At 63.8% G+C, this 14183-nt stretch carries 14 protein-coding genes and 1 tRNA gene; 10 read left to right on the top strand and 5 right to left on the bottom strand.

Annotated elements, in window-relative coordinates; all coding sequences use genetic code 11:
* Positions 1-105: 105 nt before the first annotated feature.
* The 4 genes from GM910_RS12500 to GM910_RS12485 all read left to right on the top strand — a co-directional run bounded on the left by GM910_RS12500 (position 106) and on the right by GM910_RS12485 (position 4172).
* A complete protein-coding gene (locus GM910_RS12500) occupies positions 106-1278 on the top strand; it encodes an ABC transporter permease (RefSeq protein WP_246226066.1) in 1173 nt (390 codons plus the stop codon).
* A 29-nt stretch (positions 1279-1307) separates the two neighbouring features.
* Positions 1308-2102 (top strand): ABC transporter ATP-binding protein, encoded by a 795-nt coding sequence (locus GM910_RS12495; protein ID WP_159587950.1) that lies wholly within the window; start codon positions 1308-1310, stop codon positions 2100-2102.
* Positions 2103-2119: 17 nt separating this feature from the next.
* Positions 2120-3496 (top strand): MlaD family protein, encoded by a 1377-nt coding sequence (locus GM910_RS12490; RefSeq protein ID WP_159587886.1) that lies wholly within the window; start codon positions 2120-2122, stop codon positions 3494-3496.
* 163 nt (positions 3497-3659) lie between these two features.
* Positions 3660-4172, top strand: coding sequence for an ABC-type transport auxiliary lipoprotein family protein (locus GM910_RS12485; RefSeq protein ID WP_343032986.1), 513 nt, complete (start codon positions 3660-3662; stop codon positions 4170-4172).
* Positions 4173-4261: 89 nt separating this feature from the next.
* On the opposite strand, the gene glnA is transcribed toward GM910_RS12485, so the two are convergent.
* Both glnA and GM910_RS12475 read right to left on the bottom strand, forming a co-directional pair.
* Positions 4262-5671, bottom strand: coding sequence for a type I glutamate--ammonia ligase (glnA, locus tag GM910_RS12480; RefSeq protein ID WP_159587884.1), 1410 nt, complete (start codon positions 5669-5671; stop codon positions 4262-4264).
* 47 nt (positions 5672-5718) lie between these two features.
* On the bottom strand, positions 5719-6057 hold the full coding sequence (locus GM910_RS12475; RefSeq protein ID WP_159587883.1) for a P-II family nitrogen regulator: 339 nt from the start codon (positions 6055-6057) through the stop codon (positions 5719-5721).
* A 298-nt stretch (positions 6058-6355) separates the two neighbouring features.
* Here GM910_RS12475 and GM910_RS12470 point away from each other — a divergent pair, with 298 nt between their 5' ends.
* The 5 genes from GM910_RS12470 (at position 6356) to GM910_RS12450 (ending at position 12154) form a co-directional block, all read left to right on the top strand.
* Positions 6356-7861, top strand: coding sequence for an NAD(P)H-hydrate dehydratase (locus GM910_RS12470; protein WP_159587882.1), 1506 nt, complete (start codon positions 6356-6358; stop codon positions 7859-7861).
* 77 nt (positions 7862-7938) lie between these two features.
* Positions 7939-8847, top strand: a complete 909-nt coding sequence (locus tag GM910_RS12465) for a bile acid:sodium symporter family protein (RefSeq protein WP_246226065.1) — start codon at positions 7939-7941, stop codon at positions 8845-8847.
* Between the two features lie 90 nt (positions 8848-8937).
* The gene (locus GM910_RS12460; protein WP_159587881.1) at positions 8938-10005 is read left to right on the top strand and encodes a Nal1-like putative serine protease; all 1068 of its coding nucleotides are present in this window, start codon (positions 8938-8940) and stop codon (positions 10003-10005) included.
* Positions 10006-10072: 67 nt separating this feature from the next.
* Positions 10073-10297: a hypothetical protein gene (locus GM910_RS12455; RefSeq protein WP_159587880.1), complete on the top strand. Its 225-nt coding sequence runs from the start codon at positions 10073-10075 to the stop codon at positions 10295-10297.
* Between the two features lie 189 nt (positions 10298-10486).
* Complete coding sequence (locus GM910_RS12450) at positions 10487-12154, top strand: AMP-binding protein (RefSeq protein WP_159587879.1); 1668 nt, start codon at positions 10487-10489, stop codon at positions 12152-12154.
* Between the two features lie 121 nt (positions 12155-12275).
* On the opposite strand, the gene GM910_RS12445 is transcribed toward GM910_RS12450, so the two are convergent.
* Together GM910_RS12445 and GM910_RS12440 are read right to left on the bottom strand one after the other, a co-directional pair.
* Entirely contained in the window at positions 12276-12521 is a 246-nt protein-coding gene (locus GM910_RS12445) for a hypothetical protein (protein ID WP_159587878.1), read from the bottom strand.
* A gap of 280 nt (positions 12522-12801) precedes the next feature.
* On the bottom strand, positions 12802-13242 hold the full coding sequence (locus tag GM910_RS12440; RefSeq protein ID WP_159587877.1) for a YidB family protein: 441 nt from the start codon (positions 13240-13242) through the stop codon (positions 12802-12804).
* Between the two features lie 142 nt (positions 13243-13384).
* On the opposite strand from GM910_RS12440, the gene GM910_RS12435 reads away from it, so the two are divergent.
* Positions 13385-13642: a GlsB/YeaQ/YmgE family stress response membrane protein gene (locus GM910_RS12435; protein WP_159587876.1), complete on the top strand. Its 258-nt coding sequence runs from the start codon at positions 13385-13387 to the stop codon at positions 13640-13642.
* A gap of 209 nt (positions 13643-13851) precedes the next feature.
* Here GM910_RS12435 and GM910_RS12430 read toward each other — a convergent pair.
* A tRNA-Lys gene (locus GM910_RS12430) sits at positions 13852-13927 on the bottom strand.
* Positions 13928-14183 lie beyond the last annotated feature (256 nt).

Raw genomic sequence — 14183 nt, 5'->3', positions numbered from 1 at the left:
CTATCGTGGCCGGCATGGCCCTGCTATGCACTGCATTTTACAGGCGAAAGCAGTTTTCTTCGCCGCCTCTCCGCTCTAAGGATGGTGCTTATGGTGTTCAGGGCAATGAGGCAAGAAGACGATAAGGCCGCCGCGGACGATGCGGCGCCGGCGCGGATCGACCGGTCGGAGGAAGGCGGCACGCTCACCTGCCGCCTCGCCGGCGACTGGACGACGCGCACGGTGGGGCAGGTCGACGGCGAGATGCGGGGGCTCCTGAAAAAGGAAGGCATCGAACGGCTTCACGTCGATCTGAGCGACGTGCGGCATCTCGATACCGCCGGCGCGTGGCTGGTGGGGCGGTTGACTGCCGAATATGAGCAGCACGGCGCGGCAGTCGAGATAACGGGGCAGTCGGAAGCCGCCTCCATTCTGCTGGCGGAGGTCACGCCCGTTGCGGAAGAGCCTGACCTGCCCGGCGGCGAGCGCCGCGGCTTCTGGCCCGTGGATATCCTTGCCGCCCTCGGCCGCTCGGTCTACGAGGCGCGCAACGACCTTCTGTACGGCATGCACATCCTGGGCGCCACGATCAGCGGCGCGCAGATGAAGCTGGGGCGCAAGCACGCGGTCAATCCGACGGCGATCGTCAACCAGATCGACCGCATGGGCGTTGGCGCCATTCCTATCATCGTTCTGATGTCGGCGATCGTCGGCGCCATCATCGCTCAGCAGGGCGCCTTTCAGCTGCGCTATTTCGGCGCCGAGATCTTCGTCGTCGACCTGGTCAGCATTCTCATCATGCGCGAGCTCGGCGTGCTTATGACAGCCATCATGATCGCCGGCCGCTCGGGCAGTGCGATCACCGCCGAGATAGGCTCGATGAAGATGCGCGAGGAGGTCGACGCGCTTACCGTGATCGGCTTGAACCCGGTCGGCGTTCTCGTCTTTCCGCGCCTCGTCGCCCTCGTCGTCGCCCTGCCGTGCCTGACCATCGTCGCCAACTTCGCCGCCCTTGCGGGCGCCATGACGGTGGCGTGGCTTTATTCCGGTATCGCTCCGGCGGCCTTCATCGACCGGTTGCGCACCGCAATCGACCTGACCAGCATTTTCTCAGGCCTTATCAAGGCGCCATTCATGGCCATGATCATCGGCATCATCGCCTCTGTCGAGGGCATGAAGGTTGGCGGCAGCGCCGAATCGCTCGGCAGACATGTCACCGCCTCCGTGGTGAAGGCGATCTTCATCGTCATCGTCGTCGACGGACTGTTTGCCATATTTTACGCAGCGATCGATTTCTGATGACCGGAAGCCAGCAAGCAAACGGCGAGATGCGTTCCGCCGGAAAAGCGGGGGAGGGGAACATCATCCTCGAGGCGCGCGACGTGACGGTGCGCTTCGGCACCACGACGGTGCTGGAGAACCTGTCGCTCGACGTCTACAGCGGCGAGATCCTCGGCTTCGTCGGTGCATCCGGGGCCGGCAAGTCGGTGCTCCTGCGCACCATCCTCGGGCTCGTCCCGAAGGCGGGCGGGACCATCCGGCTGTTCGGCCAGGACCTTGCCAGGCTCGACGAGGCCGGGCGCATGCTGATCGACATGCGCCAGGGCGTGCTGTTCCAGCACGGCGCGCTGTTCTCCGCGCTGACGGTGCTGGAGAACATCCAGGTGCCCATGCGCGAATATATCGACCTGCCGAAGAAGCTGATGGATGAGCTGGCGCTGCTCAAGGTGGAGCTTGTGGGCCTGCCGCGCGAGGCGGCCAACAAATACCCCTCCGAGCTTTCCGGCGGCATGATCAAGCGCGCAGCCCTTGCCCGCGCCTTGGCGCTCGATCCCGACATCGTCTTCCTCGACGAGCCCACGTCCGGGCTCGACCCCATCGGCGCCGCCGAGTTCGACGAACTGGTGGTGAAGATGCGCGATACGATGGGCCTGACCGTCTATATGGTCACCCATGATCTGGACAGCCTGCTTACCGCGTGCGACCGCATTGCGGTGCTTGGCAAGAAGCGTGTACTCGTGGAGGGCACGGTGCATCACATGATGGAAAGCGAAGAGCCGTGGGTGAAATCCTACTTCAGGGGTAAGCGGGCGCGGCGCATCGTTCTTTCACAGGACGAGTAAGAAAAGAGCCGTAGACAATGGAAACCAAAGCCAATTATGTCATTGTGGGGATTTTCACGGTCCTCGCCGTGCTCGCCGCCTTCGGCTTCATCTACTGGACGGCGGGCATTGGCGACCGGGGTGAGATGACGCCCGTGCGCTTCCGCATCCTCGGCTCCGCGGCAGGGCTCAGCCGCGGCAGCGCCGTGCTTTTCAACGGCGTCGGGGTTGGCAGCGTGATTCGTGTCTATGTCGACCCGGAAAACCCGCGAAATGCCATAGCCGAGGCGGAGGTGGACCGGACGCAGGCACCTGTCAAGGCGTCCACCAGGGCGGACGTCGGGCTGGCGGGCCTTTCTGGCCAGGCCTCCATCGAGCTGACGGGGGGAGACCCGGGTGAGCCGAACCTCCTCGACGAGGCCGTTGAACGGGGGGAAGTCCCCACAATCAACGCCAGCCCGTCGGCGGTGACGAACCTTTTGCAGACGACCCAAAGCGTTCTCACCCGTGCCGATGCGATCATCGGGCAATTGGAGGGTTTCGTAACCGACGCGCGCGGGCCGTTGACGGAAACGCTGAACAATGTGGAGACTTTCACCAAAGCGCTGGCGGACAACGCGGACGGCATCGACAAATTCCTTGCCAGCGTAGGCGAGCTTTCGCAGACCATCTCCGAGATCTCCGGCCAGCTCAACGCGACCCTGCAGGCGGCCGAAGAACTCATCAATTCTGTGGATAAACAAAAGGTCGCCGACGTCGTCGACAACGTCGACCGGTTCACGCGGCAGCTCGCCGAGGCGGGAGAGCGGCTGGACGGGATCGCCACCGGCGTGGACGAGGCGGTGGCCTCCCTCAGCACCTTCTCCGAGAACGCCAACCGGACGCTCGGCAGGGTGGACGACATCGTCGCCGGCGTGGATGCGGATGCGGTGGCGAGCGCCGTGGACAACTTCGCGCAGGCGAGCGCGGAGATCGACCGCGCCTCCAACGATATCGCCAGGGTGAGCCAAACGATCAGCCAGCGAAACGAGGACATAGACCAATTCATCACCGATGCCAGTTCGCTGGCAAGCCGGCTCAACCAGGCATCCGTGCGCATCGACGGGGTTCTGGCCAAGCTCGACGGCATGCTGGAGGAGGGGGACGGGGAGGGGCTGATAGCCGAGGCGCGCACCACGCTGCAGTCCTTCCGCCAGGTCGCCGATACGCTCAACGCCCGTGTCGGCCCCATCACGGACGGTCTGGCGCGCTTTTCCGGGCAGGGCCTGCGCGACGTCGAGGCGCTGGTCAACGACGCACGCCGCTCGATCAACCGGATCGAGGGGGCCGTCAGCGATTTCGAGCAGAATCCGCAGCGCATCATAACCGGCGGCGAGGGGTCGATCCGCCGCTACGACGGGCGCTCCCGGCGTTGACAAGCGCGAACAAGCCCCGCAAGAAGGAGCCATTGATGAGGGGCAGTCCTTTCAGTTCCGGAGCTTTCATTTGCATATGAGGGGTTCTTCAACGTGGGGACTTGCCCTGGCTGGGCTGCTTCTTAGCGGATGTGCCGCCATTCCGGGATTCGGGCCGGCGCCGGTGGACGCCTATGACATCGCCGCGCCCGTACTGCCCGATACCGGCCGGCGGCTTTCACGAACACAGGTCCTCGTTCCCGAACCGAGCGCGCTCAAAGTGCTCGATGGCCAGGACATGGTCGTGCGCACGTCCACCGGCGCGGTGCAGCTGCTTGGCGGTGCGCGCTGGTCCGACCGCCTTCCCCGCCTGGTGCAGGCGCGGCTGGTCGAAGCCTTTCAGAACTCGGGCCGCGTCGGCGGCGTCGGCCGGCCCGGCGAAGGCCTGGCCATCGATTATCAGGTCATCGTCGACATCCGCGCCTTCGAGATTCGTCCGGGCGGCGGCGACCGTGCCCATGTCGAACTCCACGCCCGCGTCTTGAACGACCGCAACGGCGTGGTGCGCGCCTCGCACGATTTCACCGCCGTAGCCCCCGTCGCCGGCAGCGGCACGGAGGCCCTCGTCGCGGCTCTCGACCGGGCGTTCCAGCATGCGGCGGCGGAGATCGTCGACTGGTCCATCGGCGTGATGTAGACCGCCATACACTTGGATAAGAAAAAACCCCGGGCCGATGACCCGGGGTTTTTTCTTTGCATCAGGCGCCCGAAGGGGCGCCCTGTCCGTTACGCGGAGTAGTACATGTCGAACTCGACCGGGTGCGGCGTCATCTCGTAACGCAGCACCTCGGCCATCTTCAGCTCGATGTAGGCATCGATCTGGTCGTCGTCGAACACACCGCCCGCCTTCAGGAAGCCGCGGTCCTTGTCGAGGTTCATCAGAGCCTCGCGCAGGCTGCCGCAGACCGTCGGCACCCGCTTCAGCTCCTTCGCCGGCAGGTCGTAGAGATCCTTGTCCATGGCCTGGCCGGGATGGATCTTGTTCTTGATGCCGTCGAGGCCGGCCATCAGCATCGCCGCGAAGGCGAGGTACGGATTGGCCATCGCATCCGGGAAGCGCACCTCGACGCGCTTCGATTTCGGCGAGGAACCGAACGGAATGCGGCAGGAGGCCGAGCGGTTGCGCGCCGAGTAGGCAAGCAGCACCGGCGCCTCGAAGCCCGGCACCAGACGCTTGTAGGAGTTGGTGGTCGGGTTGGTGAAGGCGTTGATGGCCTTGGCGTGCTTGATGACGCCGCCGATGTAGTAGAGGCAGCTCTCCGACAGGCCCGCATACTCGTTGCCGGCGAAGGTCGGCTTGCCGTCCTTCCAGATCGACTGGTGCACGTGCATGCCCGAGCCGTTGTCGCCGTAGATGGGTTTGGGCATGAAGGTGGCTGTCTTGCCGTAGGCGTTGGCCACCTGGTGCACGACGTACTTGTAGATCAACAGCTTGTCGGCGTTGCGCGTCAGCGTATCGAACTTCATGCCGAGTTCGTGCTGGGCCGCACCCACCTCATGGTGGTGCTTCTCCACCGTAACGCCCATCTCGGCCATCACGGTCAGCATCTCGGAGCGCATGTCCTGCGCCGAATCGACCGGCGGCACCGGGAAGTAGCCGCCCTTGACGCGCGGCCGGTGACCGAGATTGCCGGTCTCGTATTCCGTGTCGTCGTTGGAGGGCAGCTCGGTCGAATCGAGCTTGAAGCCGGTGTTGTACGGGTCGGCCTTGTACTTCACGTCGTCGAAGACGAAGAACTCGGCTTCCGGCCCGACATAGACCTCGTCGCCGATGCCTTCCGCCCGCACATAGGCTTCCGCCTTCTTGGCGGTGCCGCGCGGGTCGCGATTGTAGGCTTCGCCAGAGATCGGGTCCAGGATGTCGCAGATGATGGCCAGTGTCGACTGCGCGAAGAACGGGTCCATATGGGCAGATTCCGGCTCCGGCATCAGCACCATGTCGGACTCGTTGATGGCCTTCCAGCCGGCGATCGAGGAGCCGTCGAACATCACGCCGTCGGCGAACATGTCCTCATCGACAGCGCTGACGTCCATCGTCACGTGCTGCAGCTTGCCCTTCGGATCGGTAAAGCGCAGATCGACGAATTTAACGTCATTGTCCTTGATCTGCTTCAGGATATCCTGTGCTGTCGTCATGCTTTTCAAACCCCTGTCTATGACAACTATTCTAACAATCGGCCGGCCTACACCGCGTCCGCACCGGTCTCGCCCGTGCGGATGCGGATGACCTCCTCGACATTGGTGAGGAATATCTTGCCGTCGCCGATTCGCCCCGTCTGGGCGGCCTTACGGATGGCCTCTATTGCGGCGTCGACCATGTCGTCTGGCAACACCACCTCTATCTTCACCTTGGGCAGGAAGTCGACGACATATTCGGCGCCCCGGTAGAGCTCCGTATGTCCTTTCTGACGCCCGAACCCCTTGGCCTCGGTGACGGTGATGCCCTGCAATCCGACTTCCTGAAGGGCTTCCTTCACTTCGTCGAGCTTGAACGGCTTGATGATCGCCTCGATCTTTTTCATGTTTCGGCGGCCTCCGATTGCTGCAAAAGCAGGGGTGCCCCCCGCTCCGCTGTTGCGTATGCACGAACCGTGCCAACCGGCCGCAAGGCATGCCTGCCTTCGCGCCGGCCCGCCTTTGCCCGCGCGAACGGCGGGATGGCGCGCGCGACCCGGCCGACATTCCGCGCCGGTGCACCGCGATCACTCTAACGCCTGGCTAAAAAATGTGCACGATGCAAAAAGAATAAGCATCGCCCGCGCGCCGCATTTACGCCGGCGCCCGCAAAGGCCAATATCGGCCCATATAGAGGGATGTTTCATGCACGAGATCCTTTCGCCGCGGGAAATGGGGGAGGCGGACCGGCTCGCCGCCGAGGCCGGAGGCGCCGGGAGCTATCCGCTGATGCTCAATGCGGGTGCGGCGGTGGTAGCGGAACTCCTGGCCCGTTTCACTGATGCGGCCGGCTACGACGTCTTGTGCGGCCCCGGCAACAACGGCGGCGACGGCTATGTGATCGCCCGCCTGCTTCACGAACGGGGGCTTGCCGTGCGCCTGTGGCGCCAGTCGGTGCCGCCGGCCGGCACAGATGCTGCGCGAGCGGCCGACGAATGCCCGCTGGAAGCCCGCCCCCTCGACACGTTCGCGCCCGAAGCCGGCTGGGCGGTCGTCGATGCGCTCTTCGGCGCCGGCCTTTCCAAGCCTGTGGAGGGGCCCTACGCCGAGGCGCTGGAAAAGGCGGCGAAGGCGAAGGCGCCCGTTATCGCCGTCGACCTGCCGTCCGGCGTGGCCGGCGACAGCGGCAGGGTGCTGGGCACGACACTCGCCGCCGACCTCACCGTCACCTTCTTCCGCAAGAAGCCTGGCCATCTGCTCTTTCCCGGCCGCAAGCTATGCGGCGAGACGGTCGTCGCCGACATCGGCATTCTAGCCACCGTGCTCGAAACCATCCGCCCGACCTGCCGTGAAAACACGCCGGCGCTCTGGCAAGCCCTGCTGCCGCGCCCCGAACAGGACACACACAAATACAAGCGCGGCCACGTCGCCGTCTTCTCCGGCCCGCCGACGGTGACCGGCGCGGCAAGGCTCGCTGCACGGGGCGCGGCGCGCATCGGGGCAGGGGCGGTGACCGTGCTTTCGCCCGCCGCCGCGTTGGCGGTCAATGCCATGCACCTTACCGCTATCATGCTGGCCCGCGTGGAAGGGGAGGCAGAGCTTGCCGCCTTCATCGACCGGCGCCACCCCGCAGCCTTCGTGATCGGCCCCGGTTTCGGCGTCGGTGAAAGCGCCCGCCTCTTCACCGAAACCGTGCTGCGCCCCGCCTCCGGCACCGCTGCAGCCCACCTCGTCCTCGATGCCGATGCCGTCACCGCTTTCGCCGATGCTCCCGACCGCCTATTTGCCGCCGCCAGCGCAAGCCCGGCGGCCCTTGTGCTTACACCCCATGAAGGGGAGTTCGCCCGTCTCTTCCCCGACCTTGCCGGCGATGCGCTTTTCTCCAAACTGGAGAGGGCCCGCCAGGCTGCCGCCCGCGCCAGCGCCGTTCTCGTTCTCAAGGGGGCCGACACCGTCGTCGCCGCTCCCGACGGCCGCGCCGCCATCAACACCAATGCCACTCCCTATCTCGCCACCGCCGGCTCCGGCGACGTTTTGGCCGGGATGATCGCGGGACTGCTGGGGCAGGGGATGCCGGGATTCGAGGCGGCGTGCGCGGCAGTCCATCTGCACGCCGAGGCCGGGCGGCAGGTCGGTCCCGGGCTGATTGCGGAGGATATGCCGGAGCAGCTGCCGGAGGTGCTGCGCGCCTATCTCGGCGAAGAGGGATAAAAAAGTAACCGAAGATAGGAGAGACTATCTGCCGTCCGGCCGCGGCCGGTGCATAACTTCAACGGGAGAAAGGCATCATGGGGGCGGAAGACATCGGCAGCATGCAGTCGAGCCCGGCGCTGAACGTGGGTCTCCCGATAGCGCTCGTCATCATCATGCTGGGCCTCGGCCTCTCGCTCAAGCTCGAGGATTTCACGCGCATACTCTCGAGACCGAAGCCGGTCCTTATCGGCATTGTCTGCCAGGCGGTGATCCTGCCGGCGTTCTGCCTGGTGCTGGTCTATCTGTCGGATCTGCCGCCCGCCATTGCCGTCGGCATGATGCTTCTGGCGGCAAGCCCCGGCGCCACTTCAGCCACGCTCTACACGCATCTTGCCCGCGGCGACGTAGCCCTCAGCATCACCTTTGCCGCCGTCACCTCCGTTCTCGTGCTGGTCAGCCTGCCGATCGTTGCCAACGTCTCGCTGCTGTTGTTCTACGGCGAAACGGAAACAGTTTCCGTCGGGATCGACCACATACTGCAGATCTTCGCGCTCGCCGTCGTGCCGGCGATGATCGGCATGTTCGTTCACAGCCGCTATCCGGCGATGGCGCGCCGCCTCGACCGGCCGGTAAAGGCCCTGGCCACATTCTTTCTGGCAGCGATCGTCATATTCGCGCTGGTCAGCCACTGGGGCCTGGTTTTGGCGTGGGGGCCCGTCATCGGCGCCACGGCGCTCGTCTTCAATCTGGTGAGCTTCGCGGTAGGCTACTTTGCGCCGCTGGTCCTCGGGGTCGAGCGGCGCCAGGCGATCGCGCTGGCCATGTCGATCGGCATCCACAACGCTGCCCTCGTCATCACGCTGGCGCTGAGCCAGTACATGCTGAACAACCCCGAGATGGCCATTCCCCCCGCCCTTTACGGCGTCATCGCCTACATCACCGGTGGAGCTTTCGTCTGGGTGCTCAATCGGCGGACGACCGCGCCTGACCTGGCTCCCCGGTGATAATCCGCTCGCCTCGCGGTTGCAGCGTCATCCACGCTATGAGCGCGCCGTGCTAAGATTTGATTCGCGGGGACGGACGCTGGAGGCAGCATGAGGTTCGATTCCGCGCTTGAACTCCAAGCACAGATATTTTCAAGGGTTTTCGATTTCGTCGAGGCACCGGCGACCACCCATGCCGGACGGCCGCCCTCGAGCCTTTACCTCGATCCCTTTCTTCTGGAGAAAGGGCGGGTTTACCGCAAAACGGCGAAGAAGCGAGCGGTCGAGGACATTGCCCTCGGCGTCATCACGCAGGATGCCGCTTCCGCCGATGCCAGGCTTGCGGTGCTGGTTCAGGACCGCCGCAAGGTGCGCAGCGCCGTCGTGGAGGAGATCGTCGGTTTCGCAAGGGGCGAGGCCGACGTCCTCTATATCGGCCGCCAACGGCCGCTCTGGACGACCACGCGCAACGATCCGCTCCGGCTCGGCGCAAGCATTTCGCCCACCACCGTGGAATACGCCGGCACGCTCGGCTGCTTCTGCCGCGACGACGAGACGGGCCAAAGGGCGGTCCTTTCCAACAACCACGTGCTGGCGGACGTCAACAAGGTGGCACCGCCGACGGCCGTCATGCAGCCGGGCGCGCGAGACGGCGGCAGGCCGGGGCCCGACGACATAGCGGCGCTTACCCGCTTCGTCCCCATCCAATACGAGGGTGTGCCGAACTTTGTCGACGCGGCCGTGGCGTCTCTTTCGGAGCATGAGCGCGAGGAAGACCGCCACACGCTTTACAGCGGCGAGGACACGCCCGAACCGGCGATGACGCTGACCCCGGAACAGCTTGCAGAAGTCCTCCCGGGCATGACGGTGTTCAAGACCGGCCGCACGACCAGTTTCACGCGGGGAAGCGTCAGGGCCGTCAGCGTCAACAATTTCCTCGTCGACATGGGCGACGGCTTGGCAAGGTTCGACGACCAGATCGTCATCGAAATGGACATGTCGCCGACGCGGCCCTTCAGCAGGCCCGGCGACAGCGGCTCCCTGATCGTCGACGAAGGAGGCCGGCCGGTCGGGCTCCTGTTCTCGGGCTCCGCCTCCGGAGGCGCCGGTGGTGTTGGAATAACGGGGGCAAACCCTATATCATCCGTCGTTCAGCATCTCGGAGTGACGCTTATCTAGAGCATGATCCCGAAAAGTGGACACCGGCTTTCGGAAAAGATCACGCTCAAACAACGAGACGGCCGGCATGAAGCATTCGATGGAGCAGGCGATCGAGATCCGAAAGGCCTTCGAGGCGCAGTTCGGCCCATCCGAAGGCGTGACCGGCGTCGGAATATGTCTCAGCCCGAACGCCGACGACCTCGCGCTGAACGTCTACGTCTCAAGAGACGAGGAGGCCGTCAAGCTGCCAAGGACGTTCGATGGCCTCGATGTCGTAGTCGAGGTCGTTGGAACGATACGGAAATTCTAAAACCCTTGCCGCGAACCTTTCGCAAAACGCAGATAGTTCGTTCTCTATCCGCCGAGTGAAAGCGCGGATTGCCCCGATCCCACCGGACGAATACACTTCTTCTGGCCAATCTTTTGGAGCGCACGTGCGCGGAGCTTCGCAATGACTGATTTTCCACGGCGGGCGGTTCGGTGAGGCGTGTCGGCGGCCATGCTTGAGAGGCGCGACAGCTATAGAGCGCTCTATCGCGGCTTTCGCTGGAACATTCCGCAATCCTTCAACATCGGCACCGCGGTTGCCGACGCGTGGGGCGGGCGCGAGCCCGACCGTGTGGCGCTCTTCGAGTATCGTGCGGAAGGAACGGTCGAACGGCTCACCTACAGGGAACTGACCGCACGCTCCAACGCGCTGGCGAATGCGCTGAGGACAGCCGGCATCAAGCGTGGCGACCGCGTCGCTTTGCTGCTGCCGCAATGCTTCGAGACGGCGATCAGCCACGCGGCGATCTTTAAGCTCGGCGCGATTGCCGTGCCGCTGGCGCTGCTCTTCGGCGTCGAAGCATTGGAATACCGGCTGCAGACGGCCGGCGTGAAAGCGGTCGTCACCAATGGGGCAGGCCTGGATAAGCTGAAGGCGATCAGGGATCGCCTGACGGCATTGGAGACGGTGATCTCAACCGACGGCGCCGATGCGGGCGCCAGGGGTTTCCACCAACTGGTGGCCGACAACTCAGGCGCATTCACGGCCGAGGCGACCGGACCCGACGATCCGGCGATGATGATCTTCACCTCCGGCACCACCGGGCCGCCAAAAGGCGCCCTCCATGGCCACCGCGTGCTGCTCGGCCACCTTCCGGGCGTCGGGATGCATCACGAATTCCTGCCGCAGCCGGGCGATCTCCTGTGGACACCGGCCGACTGGGCCTGGGCCGGCGGCCTCCTCAACGTGCTCCTGCCCGGGCTTTACCTGGGTGTGCCGGTGGTGGCCGGCCGCTTTGAAAAGTTCGACCCGGAGGCGGCGCTCCGCCTGATGGAGGAGATGAAGGTGCGCAACGCCTTCATCCCGCCCACCGCGCTCAGGATGCTGAAAGGCGTGCCGGACATCGCCAGGCGCTTCCGCCTGAGCTTGAGGACCGTCGGCTCCGGCGGCGAGGCGCTGGGCCGCGAGACCTATGACTGGGCGCGCGCTGAGCTCGGCCTCACCATCAACGAGTTCTACGGCCAGACCGAGTGCAACCTCGTGCTTTCCTCCTGCGGTGAAATCGGCGTGAGCCGCGCCGGCGCCATCGGCCTGCCCGTACCCGGCCACCGGGTCGCCGTGATCGACGGGGAGGGCCAACCGGTCGCGCGTGGCGAGGTGGGGCAGGTCGCGGTCCGCCGTCCCGATCCGGTGATGTTCCTCGAATATTGGCGGAACGAAGAGGCGACGAGGCAAAAGTTCATCGGCGACTGGATGACCACCGGCGACCAGGGCCTCGTGGACGAAGACGGCTATTTCCACTTCGTCGGCCGCGATGACGACGTCATCACATCGGCGGGCTACCGGATCGGCCCGACCGAGATCGAGGACTGCCTGACGGGCCACCCGGCCGTCGCACTCGCCGCCGCCGTCGGCAAACCCGATCCCCTCCGCACCGAGATCGTGAAAGCCTACGTGATGCTCAAGGACGCCTCGGCGGCCAACGCCGCGTTGGCCGAAGAGATCAGGCTATGGGTGCGCGACCGGCTCTCGGCGCATGAATATCCGCGCGAGGTCGAATTCGTTGATTCCATGCCGCTGACCACCACCGGCAAAATCATCCGCCGCATCTTCCGCGAGCGGGCGCGGCGGGAGGCGGGCCAAGCTGCAGCCGCCAATGGGCGCAGCGTGGAACGGTGAGATTCTGATCGTAATGCATTGGTTTAACTGAGGGTTTTTGGTAAGCGCACCCGGATCCGTTCGGCTTCGTCATCTTCAAGAACCTCGCGCCGGCACCGTCATAGACGAAGAGGCCGCATACTCACTCTTCCTCTTCCGCATCACCCGACATCCAAGAGTGGGGATTGATGCGTTTCTGGGTGTCGCTGTCGGTAAAAGCCCACCAGCCGGCGTCACTTTCATCCCAATCGCCACCGGTTGCCTTCAGGTGTTCCAGAGAACGGTATTGCGCGATGGATTCGTTTTCTTGGCCGTCAGCGTCCGTCCAGTATACCGTCAGTTTCCGTCCGTCCTTCGGTGCTGACTCGATGGGTTTCTTGTCGGCCATACCATTTCCTCGTTGTTGGTTCTTTCCAGAACGGCAAAAAGGGCAGGGTGCGCCCAGGGCAGGAGCAGTGGCCGATGGGTGCGGGATAGCCAAAAAGAGCCTGGAGCAAATTAGGGCACAGCAGGCTGCGCCCGGCAAATAGGGAAACATTTCCCACTCGCAAGGCCCGGCCGCTGCGGTGGCCGGGCTTCATTGTCAGGCGAGCAGCCTCTTGAGAGCTTCTGGCAACGATTCGGCCGATACTGTCGTGCCGTACGTCTCGCTCCGTCGTGGGGATGTATTACATTCGCAAGGCTGAAGCAATTTGGCCAGATTCAGGGGTCTTGCCGGCCGGCGTAAGTTTATCGACCAGGCCGGGCAGCACGGCCGATAGCTGCTTCAACAACTCCTCCTCCGGCATACCTGTTTTCTCTGCGAGCTGCTTGACTATGTCCGACCCCAACGCGTCACCCAGATCATCCTTGGCGATTGGCTTGTTGTCGCCTGAACCGACCCACGAATCGGCCTTGTCGCCATGGCCAGAATTCCTGAGTTTGTCCAAGAGTCCGTCCATGCCACCCAACAGACCCCCATCCTCGGATTGTGCAACACCCTTATCCTGTCCCTGTTCAGGCTGGTCTTTTCTGCTGCTCAGAAATCTGCTCACCAGCAAAGCACCGAGCGCGATCATCAATGGCTTGCCGACATTTCCTCCCGGCACGGCATCGTCAAAAATTCCCATGATTAGGCCTCCACATGTGAGAAACCTCCGCCCGTTTCCCCATAATGACGCTCTGGTTTGAGTTTTCAAGCTCCCGTTGAAGTTGAGTTTATTCGGCGTCTGTGACAAGAGAATTATGAGGAACGGGGTATGGAGGAATGACATGTCGATTATCAGTTGGATCATTCTTGGTCTTATTGCTGGCTTCCTGGGAAGCAAGATCGTCAACAAGAGCGGTCAGGGCATGCTCTTGGACATCGTACTCGGGGTTGTCGGTGCGGTTGTCGGTGGTGTTATTTTCAGTTTCTTTGGCGCATCCGGGATCACAGGCCTCAATATTTACAGCCTGATCGTCGCCGTTATCGGGTCAATAGTCGTGCTTTACCTATACCATTCCGTGACCGGGCGACGCAGCCTGTAGGTGTCAGGAAGCATACGGGGCGCTGCCAGCGGCTGAGGAACCAGCCGAACTGGAACCGGCGGACTAAAAGGCCCGTAAGCGCCCGTCACTTGAAACGGTGGCGGGCTTTTCATGTCCGCGCCAATTTTCGCACACCCTGCGGACATGAACGCACCGGTCAGTGCATGTCGGCGGGCTTCCTCAGCAAAGCGTTGTTTTCTTGGAGTTTTTGGTGAGCGCGCAGGGGCTCGAACCCTGGACCTACTGATTAAAAGTCAGTTGCTCTACCAGCTGAGCTACGCGCTCGCGCGATAAGCGGCGGGCCGCCTGCGGGAGTGCGGCGGAACATAGTCAGGCGGCTTTGCCCGGTCAACCGCAAAAGGCCGTGGCAACGGCGCTCTTGTTGTGCGGGAAGCTGCGGCGCTTTGCCACGAGATGGTGATTGGAGCGTGCGCCGCTTGGCGGTTATATGCAGGCTAGAGTATCCGTGTTGGTCAAGGAAGGGCAGGCGTCCATTTTCGGCTGTCTCTGAGCAGGGCGTTTGCGAGCAGGACGAGCTTTC

Source organism: Chelativorans xinjiangensis (genome assembly GCF_009812055.1).
Classification (GTDB): Bacteria; Pseudomonadota; Alphaproteobacteria; order Rhizobiales; family Rhizobiaceae; genus Chelativorans; species Chelativorans xinjiangense.
The sequence above is the reverse complement of the archived record's forward strand: the minus strand, read 5'-3'. Positions and strand labels throughout refer to the sequence as shown.